This is a genomic window from Shewanella sp. Pdp11, from assembly GCF_002838165.1.
Taxonomy (GTDB): domain Bacteria; phylum Pseudomonadota; class Gammaproteobacteria; order Enterobacterales; family Shewanellaceae; genus Shewanella; species Shewanella hafniensis.
Genome location: NZ_CP015194.1, coordinates 3,871,583 through 3,890,129 on the forward strand (window position 1 = coordinate 3,871,583; position 18,547 = coordinate 3,890,129).

At 39.4% G+C, this 18,547-nt stretch carries 18 protein-coding genes; 1 reads left to right on the plus strand and 17 read right to left on the minus strand.

Annotated features, from left to right (window positions below; all coding sequences use genetic code 11):
• Position 1: 1 nt before the first annotated feature.
• The 16 genes from AYJ58_RS17110 to rfaH form a co-directional block, all read right to left on the minus strand.
• Positions 2-1,039 carry an acyltransferase family protein gene (locus AYJ58_RS17110; protein ID WP_106651040.1) on the minus strand — a complete coding sequence of 346 codons (1,038 nt, stop codon included), beginning with the start codon at positions 1,037-1,039 and terminating at the stop codon, positions 2-4.
• On the minus strand, positions 1,036-2,196 hold the full coding sequence (locus tag AYJ58_RS17115) for a hypothetical protein (protein ID WP_106651041.1): 1,161 nt from the start codon (positions 2,194-2,196) through the stop codon (positions 1,036-1,038). The genes AYJ58_RS17110 and AYJ58_RS17115 overlap by 4 nt, the downstream gene beginning before the upstream one ends.
• A gap of 56 nt (positions 2,197-2,252) precedes the next feature.
• Positions 2,253-2,747, minus strand: coding sequence for an acyltransferase (locus AYJ58_RS17120; protein WP_106651042.1), 495 nt, complete (start codon positions 2,745-2,747; stop codon positions 2,253-2,255).
• Positions 2,748-2,753: 6 nt separating this feature from the next.
• Positions 2,754-3,884 carry a UDP-N-acetylglucosamine 2-epimerase gene (gene neuC, locus AYJ58_RS17125; RefSeq protein WP_106651043.1) on the minus strand — a complete coding sequence of 377 codons (1,131 nt, stop codon included), beginning with the start codon at positions 3,882-3,884 and terminating at the stop codon, positions 2,754-2,756.
• 1 nt (position 3,885) lies between these two features.
• Positions 3,886-4,929: an N-acetylneuraminate synthase family protein gene (locus AYJ58_RS17130; protein ID WP_106651044.1), complete on the minus strand. Its 1,044-nt coding sequence runs from the start codon at positions 4,927-4,929 to the stop codon at positions 3,886-3,888.
• A complete protein-coding gene (locus AYJ58_RS17135; protein WP_106651045.1) occupies positions 4,926-5,612 on the minus strand; it encodes an acylneuraminate cytidylyltransferase family protein in 687 nt (228 codons plus the stop codon). The genes AYJ58_RS17130 and AYJ58_RS17135 overlap by 4 nt, the downstream gene beginning before the upstream one ends.
• Before the next feature lie 8 nt (positions 5,613-5,620).
• Positions 5,621-6,169 (minus strand): dTDP-4-dehydrorhamnose 3,5-epimerase, encoded by a 549-nt coding sequence (gene rfbC, locus AYJ58_RS17140; protein WP_106651046.1) that lies wholly within the window; start codon positions 6,167-6,169, stop codon positions 5,621-5,623.
• Between the two features lie 96 nt (positions 6,170-6,265).
• Positions 6,266-7,141, minus strand: a complete 876-nt coding sequence (gene rfbD / locus AYJ58_RS17145) for a dTDP-4-dehydrorhamnose reductase (RefSeq protein WP_106651047.1) — start codon at positions 7,139-7,141, stop codon at positions 6,266-6,268.
• Positions 7,138-8,007 (minus strand): glucose-1-phosphate thymidylyltransferase RfbA, encoded by an 870-nt coding sequence (gene rfbA / locus AYJ58_RS17150; protein WP_106651048.1) that lies wholly within the window; start codon positions 8,005-8,007, stop codon positions 7,138-7,140. Before rfbA ends, rfbD begins: the two co-directional genes overlap by 4 nt.
• Before the next feature lie 76 nt (positions 8,008-8,083).
• Entirely contained in the window at positions 8,084-9,163 is a 1,080-nt protein-coding gene (gene rfbB, locus AYJ58_RS17155; protein WP_106651049.1) for a dTDP-glucose 4,6-dehydratase, read from the minus strand.
• Between the two features lie 177 nt (positions 9,164-9,340).
• Entirely contained in the window at positions 9,341-10,324 is a 984-nt protein-coding gene (locus AYJ58_RS17160; protein ID WP_106651050.1) for a Wzz/FepE/Etk N-terminal domain-containing protein, read from the minus strand.
• Positions 10,325-10,533: 209 nt separating this feature from the next.
• Positions 10,534-10,713: a hypothetical protein gene (locus AYJ58_RS22165; RefSeq protein ID WP_332871447.1), complete on the minus strand. Its 180-nt coding sequence runs from the start codon at positions 10,711-10,713 to the stop codon at positions 10,534-10,536.
• The gene (locus AYJ58_RS21885) at positions 10,710-10,874 is read right to left on the minus strand and encodes a hypothetical protein (RefSeq protein WP_157825784.1); all 165 of its coding nucleotides are present in this window, start codon (positions 10,872-10,874) and stop codon (positions 10,710-10,712) included. Before AYJ58_RS21885 ends, AYJ58_RS22165 begins: the two co-directional genes overlap by 4 nt.
• Entirely contained in the window at positions 10,871-11,290 is a 420-nt protein-coding gene (gene mntA, locus AYJ58_RS17170) for a type VII toxin-antitoxin system MntA family adenylyltransferase antitoxin (RefSeq protein ID WP_106651052.1), read from the minus strand. The genes AYJ58_RS21885 and mntA overlap by 4 nt, the downstream gene beginning before the upstream one ends.
• A 114-nt stretch (positions 11,291-11,404) precedes the next feature.
• Entirely contained in the window at positions 11,405-13,891 is a 2,487-nt protein-coding gene (locus AYJ58_RS17175) for an SLBB domain-containing protein (protein WP_106651053.1), read from the minus strand.
• A gap of 910 nt (positions 13,892-14,801) precedes the next feature.
• Positions 14,802-15,308 (minus strand): transcription/translation regulatory transformer protein RfaH, encoded by a 507-nt coding sequence (rfaH, locus tag AYJ58_RS17180; RefSeq protein WP_106651054.1) that lies wholly within the window; start codon positions 15,306-15,308, stop codon positions 14,802-14,804.
• A gap of 476 nt (positions 15,309-15,784) precedes the next feature.
• On the opposite strand from rfaH, the gene AYJ58_RS17185 reads away from it, so the two are divergent.
• Positions 15,785-17,290 (plus strand): peptide MFS transporter, encoded by a 1,506-nt coding sequence (locus AYJ58_RS17185; protein ID WP_106651055.1) that lies wholly within the window; start codon positions 15,785-15,787, stop codon positions 17,288-17,290.
• A 99-nt stretch (positions 17,291-17,389) separates the two neighbouring features.
• Here the strand turns inward: AYJ58_RS17185 and AYJ58_RS17190 are convergent, their stop codons facing one another.
• Complete coding sequence (locus tag AYJ58_RS17190; protein WP_106651056.1) at positions 17,390-18,493, minus strand: response regulator; 1,104 nt, start codon at positions 18,491-18,493, stop codon at positions 17,390-17,392.
• Positions 18,494-18,547 lie beyond the last annotated feature (54 nt).

Genomic DNA, 18,547 nt, shown 5'->3' on the forward strand with positions numbered 1-18,547 from the left:
TTTACGCCTTTTTCTTAAAAATTAAGGTGATTGGCCTTTCAATAAATGTATACGTATAATGGCCAACAAAAAGACACAACGATATTACTAAAGGGATCACAAAATAAAATGATAAATGGACTTTAGAAAACACTAATAATTTAAAGGCAACAGCTAAAACAATATTATGGGTTAAATACAGCGAATATGATGAGTCACCAAGGGATAAAAAAAAGTTAGATTTAAATTTATTTAAAAAATTTTCATTAGAAATGAAAAAATAACAGATCAAAAAGGAAATAACACCCCATAAGAAAGCGCGTTGAATGTCATCAACTAATTCAAAATTTATCACCCAATACATAACCAAAATTATACACAAAAAAGAAACAAGCAAATTCGGTAGAACTCCGGCTAGGATTTTGTTTGATAGAAAAAGCGCGCCCAAAAATATACCAAAAGAAAACTGTATTAATCTAGGTTCAAAAAATATTCTTTCTAAAGATGTAGAATAATCTAAGCTTGCATTAAAGAAATAATTTATCAATAAAAAGAAGGCACAAACATAAACACCTCGCTTACCAAAGAGCCAACACGATATACCCATTAAAAGATAAAAAAGAAACTCATATGTCAATGTCCAGCCCTGTGCTAGTATAGGATGCCAAGTTTCTGCTGAATTAAAATAAGGGATAAAAAAAATAGAGTATATAAGATGAATAAAATCAAACTTAGTACGATTGAATAATGATGGAAAAATAAATAGGGATAGTGCAAGAAAAAAAGTAATTAATAAGTATAATGGTGCAATACGTATAACTCTGTTTTCGAAAAATTTTAAAAATTGACTAAATGAAACAAGTGGTTTTTTTGAACAAATATACATCATAATAAAACCACTAATTACGAAAAATATATCAACTCCAATCCCACCAAACATATATATCTTTTCGGATATACCTATTGATTTTTTAAAATATATTCTATGCAATTCAAAGGCATGAACAATTACTACTAATATAGATGCTAACGCTCTCAAGTATTGAACAGAAATTATCATTTTAATTCATTATTCCATGTAAGCCTTTTCTCTAAAAAGCATAGTAACAAATATGAGAAAATTAAATAAAAAATTGTGGAAATATGAAATAATTTAATAATTTCTCCACTATTTATCCAACCTATAACACTAAAAGCCATAAAGCTTGCAATTACAGATGCTAGCTTGTAGTACTTTTTATTTAAAAGTTCGATAAAAATTTTATATACGATAGCAGATACACTGCCGACAAAAAATGAGTATATCCAAAAAAACTGCTTGCCCAATGCAAAAACTGCTGTGGAAAAAACATTTCCAGTCACAGTAAAACCATATTGCAAAGCGTTATTATCATACCCTACAAACCTTGTCAAACTTTGAGCAAAATGATAATCAACCCAAACATCATAATTACTTTGTGTAACTCCAGTTAATAATGCAAAATTACTCTCCCCGATTGCAGGATAAAGAGTCTTGAATAATTCAAAATTTTTAATCGCTTTTTCAGTACTATTCCAAACATACCAAGCTACATCACCTTGGATTATAGTTGCTCTTTCGAATACAAATTCTAAGACCCCTAAAATATCCGTATTTTCATCTTTAAAGATATAAGCTGTACTAAAAAGAACTCCAACTGAAATAAAAATATACTTCATCATACTAAGTAAATTAAGCTTATTTTTTAATATAAAAAAAGCCGGTAAAACAATTGTAATAGATAAAGCTTTAAATCCTAAACCTAGTGCGAGGAATGATGATATTATGCATATAAGGTATAATCTATAGTATCCATTATTATTATTTTTAACTAAACAGGCGTAGTAAGCTAGCAACGTTGGCACAATAGACTTAACTAGTAAATACATTAATGCACCAAAGGGACCTAAGCTAGTTCTAAATTGTGCTTTATCTATCCCTCCGAGCATTACTTTTATTCCACCAAAACCAAACCATACAATGATAAGAGAAAATAGTATTATCAAAAAAAACCTAGAGTAAACTATTCTTTTAATTGCTATTGTATTGGGACTCCTATGTTCTAATTTTAGAAATTTAATTTTAGAACATAAATAAACTCCAGCAAAAAAAAATATCACATGAATTATATAAGCATTCGTAACATTATTAGCATAACCATTACCTTTTAAAGTTATACTGTACGCGCCTTGCTCCATGAAAAAGACGCCTAAGAATGAGCTCAATATAAAAACACATACAACTAACCAAAACATCAATAAAAACTCTTCATTGATAATAATTTATAATACTCTTCCGCAGGTCTTTTTTTTATTTCTATTGCAGGATTACCACCAACAATCGACAAAGGTTGGACATCTCTTACAACTACAGAACCGGCTTGTACAATTGCTCCCTCACCAATCGTTACCCTTCCAATTATTATAACTCTGCTACCCAACCACACGTTATTTTCAATAACAATAGGTTTTTCTATTAGAGTTTCATCATATGGTAGAGCTTTTCCTCTATAATTGTGCATATCGGTTAACAATAGGCACTCTTCGCCTGAATGAAAATTATCTCCAATAAAGACTCTTCCAGTACCTCTGATTTTTATTCCATTAAAATGAACATTATTTCCCAACGTTGTGTTTTTATTAACCACGCTGAATCTATTTACATATAGCGTTTCACAAGGTTTTTTTAGCTTTCTATTAACTAAATAGCCAAATATCTTTCTTTTAACATACTTAATCATATTTCGCATAGAAGACTACCCTCTATCCATAAATATTTTTTGTTTTTTAGTTTGCCAAACATTCACCCCAGATAATACATCTATAAATTTATCATCACTATTCCCATCGCCAAACTCCTTTTCAATTGCATAAATGCTTATCTGTTTATTATAAATGTTCATAATACTATCAAAAATTTCGCGTTGTTCACTCTTAACGTTAATTATGGACGCCGCAAATGCCCTATTATTCTGCCTAGTACCTATATTAATTGATGGTAGACCGTAAAAAGGGGCCTCTCTGACACCAGCACTTGAATTACCTATAATACATTTAGCATTTTTTAATAAAGTTAAAAAACTCTCAAATCTTATACTTGGAAAAACTTTAAAGTTAGGCGAATGATTTAGCAAATTAATCTCAGATAATATTTCAGATGAACCATGATCATTATTGGGGTATATAACGACAAATTTCTTTCCACTTTTTTCTAATGCAAACCTTAATTCTCTTGCTTGTGTCTGTATAGAATCTAATTCTGTAGTTACAGGATGAAACATTACTATTGAATATTCATCAAAATCTATGCCATAGTAATTTTTGACACTCTCGATACTTGGCAAATCATTAGACTTCATCACATCTAAATCAGGCGAGCCAATTACATATATACTTTCTTCTAATTCACCTAATTGCATTAATCTTATTTTAGCTGAGTCATTTGAAACAAAATGAATGTGCGACATCTTAGAGACAGAATGCCGAATCAAATCATCTATTGTTCCTGATTTTTCCCCACCTTCTATATGGGAAACAAGTATATTGTTAAGTGAACCAACAATTGCCCCTGCTAATGCCTCTACTCTATCGCCATGAATAACCAGCATGTCAGGTTTCAATTCTTTAACATAATCGGAGAGACCTTGTATTGTCTTTGACAGGATAACATCCATTGAATCATGTCCATTCTGATTAATATAACTGTAAGTGTTTGTATAACCATTTTTTTTCACTTCATTTGCAGTCATGCCATATTTAGCAATCATATGCATACCAGTTATAAATATATAGCTTTCCATGTTAGGATGATTTTCGACTTTATTAATTAAACTTTTAAGCTTACCAAAATCGGCTCTTGTGCCTGTCAAAAACAATATCTTTTTCATTTTATTCTACATGCCCTTTCTTTAACTGGACGTTTGCAGGTATATTGCTTTTTGCAATTTTTCCTAATAACGAGTCATAATCTTCTGCAAGAAAATCTCCAGTACCTGGACGCTTAACCCATAAGTTATCACGAGACAATTCTTCACCTTCTTTGATTTCAGCAATAGTAACAACACTTGCATAAGCAAAATCTATAGTTACTTGTTCCTCTTTTGCAGCTTCTTTATTACCTCCTCGCATCCTAGCCATACGCTTTGACTGTGCGATCAACTCAGCACATTCTTTACTGTCCATTGAACAAATGATATCGGGACCAGGGCGTTCTTTGCTATCGGTGAAGTGGCGTTCTAGCACTGAGGCACCTAAAGCAACAGCACCAAGACACGCAATATTATCAATGCTATGATCAGATAAACCTACGACGGCATCAGGGAATGCTTCTTGTAATTGCTCCATAGCACCCAAGCGGATTAGATGATCTGGAGTGGGGTATAGATTAGTTGTATGAAGCAAACAGAATGGCGTGCAGTGTTTTCGAAAAATATTCACCGCTTTTTCTATTGATGAAATATTATTCATCCCCGTACTTAGTATGACAGGCTTGTTGAAACTTGCGATAAGCTCAAGTAGTGGATAATTGTTGCATTCGCCAGAACCAATTTTATATGCTGGGACATTCATACGTTCCAAACGTAAAGCTGCAGCTCGTGAAAAGGGAGTACTAATAAAGATCGCTCCCTTTGATTCTACATAAACTTTTAGCTTTGTTTCATCCTCTTCGCTTAGTGCACAGCGTTCCATGATTTCATAGATAGAAACGTCTGCATTTCCTGGCACAACACTTTTTGCTTCACCACTCATTTCATCTTCAACAACATGAGTCTGGTGTTTAATAACTTCTGCGCCCCCAGCTATTGCTGCATCGACCATTTCGAATGCTACTTTTAAAGACCCCTCATGGTTAATTCCTATTTCGGCAATAACTAGAGGGTCATAGTCCAAGCCTATCTTCCGGCCAGATATTTCAAATACGGGTTTTTTCATTTATTAAATTCCTTTAACTTATTCCCAACAACAATTAGGTCTTCAAGTGTATCAATATCAGTAGAGTCAAATTCTGACATAAGATACGGAAATGTATTTTTTCGCGGAAAGTGATTATTACGTTTAAATTCATCGACTAAAAACACATATATTGCACCATTAGGTTGAAAGGCTCGTGGTAAGTCTTGTCGTCTTAAATAAGGTGCATCATTGCTAAATAGTCCGACAATTGTACTATCTTCACATTCTATATATGATTTAATAGGAGTATGAGCAGGTTCAAAAACACTTATAACAAAGTCTGCGCTTCTGCTATTAAACAAATTAACAGCTTCATTTAAGTGTTTTGCCGTTCTTAAAGGTGATGTTGGTTGAAGCAAGCATATTGATTTACAAGATATATTTTGTTCATCTAGCCAAGTAATTGCATGAGAAACAACTTCAATGCTACTCGCCGTATCTGAGGCTAGATGGATGGGCCGCTCAATAATTTCAGCGCCATATTCTTTACTTATTTGAGCGATTTCTGCATCTTCAGTAGATACGTAAATTTTGTCAATAACTCTGGATTCTATAGCAGCTTTAATTGTCCATGCTATTAAAGGTAAGCCATTTAGTTCAAGTACATTTTTTCTAGGCAGACCTTTAGAACCACCTCTTGCCGTAATTAATCCTATATTCATATAGTTTGTTACTCATACCAATTTACTTTTTCAAATTCAATACCTTTTCTATCTTTTTCAGATAAAATTGGTTCTGCATGTATTGGCCAGTTTATTCCGATGGATTTATCATTCCAACAAATAGATATCTCAGATTTAGGATTATAAAAATCTGTACATTTATAAACAAATTCAGCTTCTTGACTTGTAACATAAAAACCATGCGCAAACCCTTCTGGTATCCATAACTGGCGTTTATTATCAGCAGATAAGAACTCACCAACCCATTGCCCAAATGTAGGTGAATTTTTACGAATATCTACCGCGACATCAAAAACCTCTCCAGAAACTACACGAACCAGTTTACCTTGAGTATTTTCAGTTTGATAATGCAGACCTCGCAAAATACCTTTTTTCGACTTTGAGTGATTATCTTGAACGAAAGTAGTTGGCTTGCCAGTTACTAGCTCTTCAAATCGCTTTTGGTTCCAAGTTTCCATAAAGAAACCACGTGCATCACCAAACACTGTTGGCTCAATGATTTTTACATCGGGGATTTTAGTATCGATGATTTTCATTATCTTAATTCGTAAGTTGTGAATGGTGGATAGTTAGTCACGAGTCGTTATTGGTGATTGGTTAATTGCGAGTGCAATAACTAGTCACGACATCATTCAAATATAATCATTTAAGTTATTTAAAGCAGTTTGCCAATCGCTGGGCTTGATGCCAAAAACTTGCTCAACCTTACGACAAGCCAGTGTAGAGTTTGCAGGGCGTTTAGCAAGGGTTGGGTATTGGTCGGTTGTGATAGGATTGACCTGTATCACTCTATTTAAGATACCTTGCTCATTTGCCTTGCTAAACATTTTAGTGGCAAATTGGTACCAACTTACATGTGGCAAACCAGCAAAATGGTAAGTACCGTAGTAACAATTACCTTTATGTAATGATTGTGCGATTGTGAGCAGTGTAGCAGCAATATCACCAGCGTAGGTTGGGCCACCAAATTGATCTGCTACAACACCAAGTTCATCACGAGATTGCGCTAATCGAAGCATGGTTTTTACAAAGTTATTGCCAGTTTCGCAAAATACCCAAGCTGTACGCATAATAATATGATGCGGGCAAGCTTCAGCAACAGCAAGTTCGCCAGCAAGTTTGCTTTTACCATATATTCCTTGCGGGGCAACATCATCAGTTTCAACATACTCACCAACTTTATTGCCTGCAAATACATAGTCAGTTGAGATATGCAGTATAGTTGCACCAACACTGTTAGCCGCTTGGGCTAAAAATTGTGGGCCATCACAGTTAATGGCATAAGAAAGTTCGACTTCTTGCTCTGCTTTATCAACAGCAGTATGTGCCGCACAGTTAATAATCATGTTTGGCTTAAATTCTTTAACCAGTTTGTCTACTGCTTCACAGTCAGTAATATCAAGCTGGTCGCGATCAACTGCCAAAAAGCTAATCTCTGACATCTTGCTTAATTGCTTTACAAGAGAAGATCCTACCTGCCCCTTACTTCCGGTAACTAATATTTTCATGCGTTACCTACCAAGCGAATTAAATATTGTCCGTATTCATTTTTCAGCATTGGTTTTGCGATGTTTCGGAGTTCTTCACTAGTTAACCAGCCATTGCGGTAGGCAATTTCTTCTAAACAAGCCACTTTTAAACCCTGAACGTGCTCAATGGTTTGCACAAAAGAAGATGCTTCATGCAGACTCTCGTGTGTACCAGTGTCTAGCCAAGCAAAACCACGTCCAAGTAGCTCGACATTTAACTCACCAGCTTTGAGATACATTTCATTAAGCGTAGTGATCTCAAGCTCACCGCGGTGTGAAGGCTTAACCTGTTTCGCTAATTCCACCACTTTATTGTCAAAAAAATAGAGTCCTGTCACAGCATAGGATGATTTGGGATGTAGTGGTTTTTCCTCAATAGAAATCGCCTTCATATCAGCATCAAATTCAACAACGCCAAAACGTTCGGGATCTTTCACTTGATAACCAAAAACAGTAGCGCCAATCGAGCGACTAGCAGCATTTTTAAGTGTCTTGGAAAAAGATTGACCGTAGAAAATATTATCGCCAAGCACCAAACACACATTAGAATCATCGATAAACTCTTCACCGATGATAAAAGCTTGGGCTAACCCATCGGGAGAAGGTTGAACTGCATAACTCAAGTTGATGCCAAAATCTGACCCATTACCTAATAACCGTTTAAAGCTATCGTTATCTTCAGGAGTGGTAATAACCAATATATCTCGAATTCCGGCTAGCATAAGCGTAGATAAAGGATAGTAAATCATTGGTTTATCATAAATTGGTAATAGTTGTTTTGATACACCTCGGGTAAGTGGATACAACCGTGTACCAGAACCGCCAGCAAGAATAATTCCTTTCATAGTAAAATCAGTTCCTAGATATGTAGATCCTACGTTTAAAGAAAAACTAGGACATAAAACAAAATAATAAAAGTGATTAAATGCCTAAACGCTCTCGCTGATAGCTACCATCTTGGACATGCTGACACCATTCTTGGTTAGCTAAATACCATTCAATGGTTTTACGCAGGCCTGTTTCAAAAGTTTCTTGTGGTTGCCAACCAAGTTCAGCACTCATTTTGCTCGCATCGATAGCATAGCGACGATCATGACCAGGTCTATCAGTTACAAAGGTAATTTGCTCAGCATAAGGCGTAGCTCTAGGGACTAATGAATCCAATATGCTACAAATAGTTTGTACCACTTCTAAGTTCTGCTTTTCATTATGACCACCGATATTGTAGGTTTCGCCAATTTTGCCTTCTGTAACCACTTTATATAGTGCGCGAGCATGGTCTTCTACATATAGCCAGTCACGAATTTGGTCACCTTTACCATAAATAGGTAAAGGCTTGCCTTCTAATGCATTAAGGATCACCAGCGGAATCAGTTTTTCCGGAAAGTGATAAGGTCCATAGTTATTTGAGCAGTTAGTCACAATCGTCGGTAATCCATAAGTACGAAGCCATGCGCGTACTAAATGATCGCTTGACGCTTTAGAGGCAGAATATGGGCTGCTAGGTGCATAAGGCGTGGTCTCAGTAAATAAAGGCAGCTCTTGATTGACCACTTGTCCTTCATGCTCATCTGGATGAGGTAAATCGCCATAAACTTCATCAGTTGAAATATGATGAAAACGAAATGCTGATTTACGCTCAGCATCAAGCTCGTTCCAATAATTGCGGGCAGCTTCGAGTAGCGTGTAAGTCCCTACTATATTGGTTTGGATAAAGTCGCTTGGGCCGGTGATTGAACGATCTACATGTGACTCTGCCGCTAAATGCATTACTGCATCAGGTTGGTGTTGTGAAAAGACTCTATAGAGTTCAGAACGATCACAAATATCGACTTGCTCAAATGCATAACGCTCACTCGCCGCCACGCTTACAAGTGATTCTAAATTGCCTGCATAAGTCAGCTTATCAACGTTAATTACGCTATCTTGAGTATTGCTGATAATATGACGAACGACCGCAGAACCAATAAAACCAGCGCCGCCAGTAACGAGTATTTTCATTTTTTACTACCAATAATTGCTTAACGTAACCATTAAAATGGTCAATGAAAGGGGAAAAATGTAGAAATTTTTACTTTTCCATCTCAGCTACTTGCAATCACCTGAGACGATTATTATCCATTTTGAGACAGCTGTTCTTCGCCATCCGTTGTAAAACCTAGGTTTTACTGCTTTTCTTCAAACAGTCTGAATAGGCTCTTTTCTCATATAATGCCTTAACAATACCAACATCACACCTAACATACCGCCAAGTATTGTGCCTAATACGCAAATCAATGCGCGTTTAGGTTTAGCCTTTTCTTCGGGTGCAAAGGCTGGGTCTATGGTTTTAAATACATATTCATCACGCACTTCGGCAAACATAATGGTTTTAGCTTGCTCTTCAACCAACTTATAAAGAATTGTCTTAATATCAGCTACATTGGTTAGGGCGATTTGCTTATTTAAAAACTCGCTACTGCGATTAGCTTCTGCTACATCGCGATCCTTCATCACCTTATTGATATCTTGAACAAGCCAAGTGACCCATTGCTCTGCAACCGTTGGCGATAAATGCTCTACGGATATCGTCACCATTCCAGTTTCCTTATCCGTATTTGCTGAAAAGATTTTGCTAAATTCTTTATAAGCTTCCTGCATGGAGGGTTCAGGTTTGAAAGGTGGTTCTACATCGCGTACCCAAGCATTGGTTTGCTCATTGTAAAACTCAGGATCATAGATAATTTTATTTGCATCCCTATCCCACTTTTCAGCCGCCATTAAATCAGCAAGGATATTGTGCTTTTGGATAAACTCGCTAGTAAATTGACGGGATTTTAATACTTCAATAGCAAGTTGGGTTTTATCCGTGCCCCCTTTACCACCTAAATTGACCCCTGCAAGACTGGCTAAACCACCAAATTGAGAGGCTAACGCACTCAAACCTCCACCTTGCTCTTCGGCTGCTGGGGCCAGTAACGCCTCAGATTTATAGATATTGGGTAAATAAAGTGCAAGTGCCACAGAACCAATAGCAAAAACGGCAGTAATAGCAATGACGAGCCATTTGCCTTGCCAGATGACGGCAAATAGCTCACGTAAATCGATTTCATCATCTTGTGCTTGAGGAAACCTTGCGTCGGATTGGTATGTATTTGGATTTTGAGTAATTTGTGTGTTCATTTGTTCTTCAGGTTCTAGGCCCTAGGTGCTAGGCCCTAGGAAAGCTTAAAGATATTTAAAGAAGGTGTTAGGAAAAGCAGAGCGCTGCGCTTCTAGGGGCTAGCACCGAGAGCGAAGCGTCCTAAGTGCTAGTTGCTAGGGCCTAGAGCGAGCTTGCGAGCGTTCTAGCAGCAGCGCTTTTTGCTGCGTCCTAGAGGCCGAAGGCCGTCCTAGTTTTTAAGTACTTTTATAATCTGCGGACTCTGCATTCGACTCACGTTCCTCGCCTTACTCGGTACATCCATGTACCTCACCTCTTCGAGGCCGATGCTAAAGTCACATCGTTCAAAAGTTGCTCCTGCACTTTTGTCTGCAATGTTTGAGGGAATAGAAACTGCCGCTCTGGTCATCTGATCTCTGAGCCCATAATCTCGGCAATTTTTAAACGCTGATATTTATCAAGTGGTGCCTGCAAAAAGTGGTTACGCAGTTCTTCTAAATCACTTTGGCACTGCTGCACATGGACACGCATAGCCGCTAAATACCCGTCATGTTTTATGTTATCGCTCATGTATCACTCACTGCTGTAGTTTTTACCTGCTGTAGATAGTCAGTTTCATATCGCGACATGATTTTACCCACACCTTGGAGCATTAAACCTCGCTCGCGGCAATACCAAAGGGTATTGGCTTGAAGGACTTCGATACCAAGCAGTATAGGTGCTTGCATAAGGTCAATCACCGACAATTGACCATCACGTAGCTGTAAACTTTGCTGCCAATCCAGTAAAAGCATCTCGGGGCGCATACGCCGAGCAAAAATATCTGGCTCAAAGGAGGTAAACTGCACAGCTAAATCTAAATCACTGTGCTCATGAGCCAATCCCTTAGCGTGTGAACCGTATAGCCAAAGCGCGTTTATTTGCTTATCTGCATCAGCCAATTTCAACAACTGCAACTTGCAACGGTTAAATTCTTGCTCAGTCATGGTACCTCCGTGGAAAAGCAGAGCGACTGCGAGAAGCAAGGGCGCTTCGCTGCTAGCAGCAGCGTTTTGTGCTGCGCCCTAGAAGTTGCGGAGCTGCGCCCTCAAACTTTGCTGCTACAGCCCTGAGATTACAGACACTGCAACAGCGGTGTTGTAGATAATCCCAGTGACTTGGCTCCAAAGTGTTAGGTTATCTTTGTATTCAGTATCTAGTGGTACAACTATGGTATCGCCTGGTTCCATGGCACTTCCACCATTAAACCAAAAAGATGATTCAGGCATTTGGACTGAACCATCAGCTTTCAGTACATAAGAGCGAGATTCATCGGCACGTTTACGCGTTCCGCCTGATAAAGCCAGATATTGATCGAAAGTCATACCTTGCTTGTATCTGTGTGTACTTGGGTGTTGCACTTGGCCCATGACTGAAATCGTTTGATTCGTCGCTGGAATGTACAAGGCATCGGCATCCTCAAGCATAAGGTTTGCGCTATCAATCCCTAATTCAATGGCATTAATATCAACAACTAATCGACCTACCGTTTTGACATTCTCGAGCTCATTGAGCATTTGCTGTGAATCGTTATAACCAATAGTTGGGGTATCTTTGGTCAACGCTTTCGCGGCAATCTCTCGGCGTAATTCATCAGCGAGTTTTGATAACTCAAGTTGCTCTTTATCTTTTACTGATTTACGTAAAAATACAGCACTGCGAGGAGCCGCATCGCTCGTCAAACCGCCAGCACGAGCAAGAACATCCTTTAAGCTTTCACCGCGTTGAATACTATAGGTACCCGGGAACTTGACTTCCCCTTTAATGGTTACCCAACGAGTATCTTGCCAATCTGGAAGGGTGCGAACCGTTAGAATATCGCGGCTTTGTAGCTTAATATTTGCAGATGGATCATTTTGCATTACGCGGTCTAAGCTCAGCTGCACATGCTCAACTGACACCCCATTTTGCTCTGATACTTGTTGCCGAGTTAATTCCGCTGCAAGGGTATAAGCGCCTTCCTCTAAACCACCGGCAGCGATAAGTAGCTCTTTAACATCAGCATTAATCGTGATGGGATATTGGCCAGGAAAACGTACATTTCCATTAATACTGACCAACTTAGCAGCGTCGCCAAAACGGCTTTGCTCTCTCAGCTTTTGAATTATTGGCTTTAGTAACGCTTCGCGGTCTGCATAATCAAACACTATGATTGAATCACGCGGATTCAATTGAGGATTATAGTGTGATTTAGGCTCACCTATTGCGCGTCCGAGGGCAATACGCTCAACTTGAATATCGCCGCGCTGATTTATCTCACGTACTAGTAAGGCATAATCCAAATCAGCTGAAATGGTGAGGTCACCCCAAATTGAAGGAAGTAAATCCGCAACGGTCAGACCTTTCGTCCATTGATACTTACCAGGTCGAACGACAGCACCAGCGACAGTAATCGCATTATCGATACGGCTTGAGGCCGATCTTACATTTAAAAGGTCACCATTTTTAACTAAGGTGTTTAAACCCGCATTTTCGGTTAAATCTACGCTGATTACGGTTTTAACTGATTCGTTACTGAAACGTTCAACCGTACTTGCTTTAGGATAAGCGCCTGGGTTTAGACCACTCGCCATGCGAATAACATCGGCCATTGTTTCATTATTTTTGAGTTCATAAATAGCGGGACGACGAACCTCCCCCATCACACTCACCGAACCACCTGAAGATGGAATGAATACGACATCACCAGATTGTAAACGAATATCCCCAGAGGCATCCCCGCGAAGCAGAAGATCATATAAGTCTAAGTGGCCTACCGTTTTACCAGCACGCTTAATTTGAATGTTGCGTAAACTACCAATTTGGTTCACGCCACCAGAGATAAATAGGGCTTGAGTAATTGTCGATAAACTTGAAACTGTGTAAGAGCCTGGTTGGAAAGCATCACCAGCAACGAAAATACGGATTGAGCGTAATTCGCCCATAGTGATATTTGATTCAATGCCGATCATGCTTTGGCTAATCTTTTGCTGTAATAATTCGCGCACCTCAGCAAAACTCAAACCAACTAGCGATATAGGCCCTAAATTAGGGAACTGAATTGCACCATCACGGCCCACTGTTAATGTGTATTGGTTATTTTCTTTACCGAACAACTGAACATTCAGACTATCACCAGGACCAATCATATACTCAGCAGGTACAGGTACATCGCTAACTGGCGCAAATGTACTTGGTGAACCCGCAAAGAGCTCGTAGCCAAAACGTTTGAGTTGATTTTCTTTCTTGTCTTCAATTGCTTCAACTGTAGATTCTGACTTAGTCGCTTGATTTAACTGGTCGCTCTCCGATTGATCAACCACATTATTTTTCGCCGCGCGCGGAGTCACTACTGTAGGATTTTCAACAACTGTCGCTGTAGCACCTGCCCCAGTTATCATTGAAGGGTCAACACCATATTGGCGTGCTAATCTTTCTTGTTCAGACTTAGGTAATGCTTTGAACTGCTCGATCATCTGCGGAGATGGCGTAATGGCATTAGCCTGCGCGCCCATCAAAATCGCGGCACTTATGCCTAGTATGATGAATTTTTTGACTTGTCGTAGCACCAGATATCTCCGTTTATAAAATGGGGGCAAAACTTATTTTTAGAATTTAGATGTAGCACAATTCGTTCTACGTTTGAGCAGTAAACAGCTTGATGTCTTTACAGAACCTGAGCCTTTTCAGGCACGCTACCGATCCGCGTGGCGGCCAGAGGCCTTCGGCGTTCGCTTAACGAATGAAACTATTCATTCGATAAATATATCCCTATATAACTGCCAGTTCGGTATCCGTACCTCTCGTTCGAGGGCTCAACCTTCGGTTTCTCACCTTTCAGGCACGCTACCGATCCGCGTGGCGGCCATAGGCCTTCGGCGTCCGCTTAACGAATGAAACTATTCATTCGATGCCCTTCAGGCACGCTACCGCCCATAGATTGCGGCTTCTATATTGCCCTTCGCGACGCGAAAATTCATATTTTTCAAGCATTAAAACTATAACATTCTTTGATATAAAGAATGGCAAGGCTCTGATCCTTTAGTATTCCTAGCGAGTAACATCATCAAACTTGTGAGAAAACACGCCGAGCAATTTCTACTTTGGGTAAGCAAAAACAAATAGCTTAACTAGGCTAATTGTCGTCTTTGCCTCAATATTCACTTTTAACACTTAGCTAGCCTCCACTATGGACGACCAGATTATTAAAACATTATCACAACATTGAGTTTTACAAGTTTACTGTAAACTTTCAGTTTTAGCTGGTTAATTAACAAGCAAACACAAGGCGTTTGTTCGAATTTTAAACGACAGTTTGTTGCCAAACCAACCAACTACTCCAGGTGAAACATAAGTCATTGATTTATAAGTTCTTCAATGATTTTTATTTATTGTAGGCAAAGAGCAATAATCACTAAAATAGCTAATATCCTACAAAAACTTCATCTTAAGTCTGACAATGAAGTGTGATCCAACTCGCTAAATACTAACCCGCTCAACAGTTTGTTCTGGCACTGTAACTGTCTTTATTTGTCCCATTATGTTGAATAGAACATGACAACGCTTGTTCGGGCATTTTTCTTGAAAAATACCTTCTAAATCAACAAATGGTCCATCTGTAAAACGAATTTTTTCCCCAGTTTTTAGCTCTGGTACTTCGGCTAATACCGTTTGGGAAGGCGTTAATTCTTTCATGCGAATGGTATGGATAATTCTGTCGTCAATGGGCGTCATTTTTTCTTGACAATTAACGATTCGATTCACACCACGAGTAGAGTGGACCTGCCTAACACTTGTTTGGCTTGGGTCGAAATTGATGAATAAATAATTAGGGAATAATGGTACACGACAGACTTGTTTCCGCCCGCGTTGAGATTTCTCTTCAGAGACCATAGGTAAATAGGTCTCTAAATTTTGAAGTGCTAAGTTCTGTTGTGCTCTCGCTTCACTACGAGGCTTACAATACAAAAGGTACCATGCCTTCATACGCTAATCTCACTACCCTATTTTAAGTGACGTCCATTCACGGGCGGCAATCATAGCAAAGATGCTTAAGTGGATGGAAGCAGTTTTTCGCCGTTCTCCGACATCTCGCTCGGTATACATACAACGCGCACTTAGATTAGCGAACTCACATCTAAAAGCACGGCAATACTATATTGCTGATAATGTCACCACTTGGTTTACCAAAATTGACTTTGGTTGCTTTTAAGGGGTATATAAGGTGGGATTTTAGCGAAAATACTCATTTCACAGCTAAAAATATTACTTTTATTATAAAAACGTAACAATAACCCATACGTAACTAGCGGTTATTCAACAATTAATGAATGCATTAGTATGAATTGATTGCTGATTAAACCTGCAGGCGATATGGGGACGAGCAACAACCATTTTTCTGTGGTGACATCATCCTGTTTCAGGGGCCCACAGGCAATCACGAGCTTAAGGTGGAAGACTTCATGAGCGTAGCAAAACCACAAGGAACGATGCTTGGGCATCCTAAGGGATTGTTCCTGCTGTTTACAACAGAACTTTGGGAACGTTTTAGTTATTATGCAATGCGCGCCATTTTGGTGCTGTATTTAGTTGATAAAGTACAGAGTGACGGCGGGCATGGTCTAGGTTGGACTCAAGCTGAAGCATTATCACTTTATGGAACCTTCACAGGTTTAGTTTACTTAACGCCACTTATCGGCGGCTGGTTAGCCGATAACATTTTGGGCCAACGTAAAGCCATTTATTTGGGTGGTGCTTTAATGGCAGCCGGCCAATTCTTACTTGCCGCGCCGCATAGCTGGATCCCAGGTTTAGAAACAACGGTGTTCTATATCGGTCTAGGCACTCTTATCTTAGGTAACGGTTTATTTAAGCCAAACATCTCCACTATGGTGGGTGATCTATACGAAGAAGGCGACCACCGTCGTGATGGCGCATTTACAATTTTCTACATGGGCATCAACTTAGGTGCTGCACTTTCAGGCTTTATTGTGGCTTGGGCTTACACTAGCTTCGGACACGCGGCTATCGTTGACGGACAAGAAGTATTTGTTAACAACTGGCAAGCAGGTTTCTTCTGTGCCGGTGTTGGTATGATCTTCTCTCTAATTATCCAATTCTTGTTTGCACAGAAGTATTTAGGCGATATAGGCAGAGTACCAGCCGCTAAGCTTGAAAAACAAAAAGCGGAAGAAAAAGGCGAAATACGTAAAGAACCACTCACAAAAGTCGAGCGTGACCGTATTAAGGTCATCATGGTGATGGGTTTATTTACTATTATCTTCTGGGCTGGTTTTGAACAAGCGGGCGGTTTAATGAACTTGTTCACTAACGAGTTCACCGATCGTATGGTCGGTACCTTTGAAGTTCCGACAACTTGGTTCCAATCGTTAAACGCTATCTTTATCGTATTATTTGCCCCTGTGATTGCTTCTATCTGGATCCGCTTAGGTAAGAATGAGCCTAATTCGCCAGTGAAATTTGCCCTTGGTCTGTTTTTACTCGCGATCGGTTTCCTATTCATGATAGGCGCTGTAATGCAGATGGGCGGTGATGCATCAGTTAAATCGAGCATGTGGTGGTTAGTGGGCGCTTATTTCTTCCATACTATGGGTGAACTGTGTCTATCACCTATCGGTCTGTCTATGGTGACTAAACTGGCTCCACTGCGTATTGCCTCTTTGATGATGGGTGCTTGGTTCCTATTCGTTGCAGCCGCCAACAAGATTGGTGGTGTTGTCGGATCCTTCATCGGCCATGGCGGAGAAAAAGAAGAACAACTGGCCAATGCAATGGCGATTTTCTCTGGTATTGCCATCACAGCAGCTCTGTCAGGCATTATCCTGTATTTTATGGCTGATAAGTTAGTGGATTGGATGCATGGCGCTGAGACTAAGCATCATACTGAAGCTGAAGCCTTAGAAGACGAAATAGCCGTTACCGCTGAGCATGAAGCAATAAAACGCTAATAAGCTCTGCTACTGTAAAAACAAAAACGCCTTACTAGCATTAGTAAGGCGTTTTTTTATGTCGAATTTGGACTGAATACTGATTTCATTTAAGACGAACTAGAGGCTCAACTGTAGGAAGCCACCTTCGGGGATTGTGGCATCGTAAACCAACCCCTTAAATTTATTATCAAGCAAAGCCTGTTTATGTTCAGGCTCACTGGTCGCAATACATAACTGCTCTTGCGGTAAAATACTGCGGAACTGAATGCTCGGCTTACCCCAATCCAATACGCCCAGCTGTAGGCTCTCTGAAAGCGCTAGCGGGCTTAATCCCTCGTCATTACGCAGATAACAACGCAGTCCCTTCCCAGCCTGTGCGATAGCAGCACGGTACTTAGTTAGCTCAATAGAGACATAAATCATATCCGCTTTGATATCGAGTCCCGATTTAACTAGACGCTCGTTCAAATAGCTCATCATATTGAATGGTTCAATAATGCTTTGGCTTTGGCCATTTCGAAAATCTTTAAGTTTCTGATTAACAAAACTTCTCAGCAGAACACAGGCAAAAGCGGCTCGATTATCTTCGGGATATAAATGCGCCATATACATGATCAAGTGATCAGTGCCGACCATTGCTGAATCAATAAAGTAACTGCTAATGTCACTGTTTTTATACAAACTGTAGTCAACTTTGGCGGCAGGGTAACTGATGTTAGAAGCGGGGAATAATTGTTGCTGCACTTGCTTGGCTGCGGCAACACTTTGCTCGAGCAAAGCGAGGTTATCACTTAACTCTTGATGAGATAGGGCTTCAAAATCCGCGGCTTGGGTATCATCAATGTAGGAATTATGTAGGCTTTGCTTAATGGCTTGTTCGATGATGAATAAATCGGATACTGGCTTAACGAGATAATCACTGGCGCCAATCCTTAGGGCTTCAACAACGTCAGCCATGACATTATTACCTGAGATCACAACTGAAGGAACTAGTGGCGCTAACCTTGTCATTTCCTTAAGCATATCGAGCCCACCAAGCTTAGGCATGCTTAAGTCTGCAAGAACAACATCAAAGTGCTGCGATTTGAAAAATGATAATCCTTCTTCACCGTCACAGGCTTGTGTAACTTGCGCGCCTCTACTATCAAGAAAGCTTGCAACAATCTGCCTAAACACAGGATCATCTTCAACTAAAAGAACCGCAACACCATTTAACGCCATAAAAGTTCCTGAATAGAATTCATCGCATTGCCATTACTCAAGTGAACATACCGA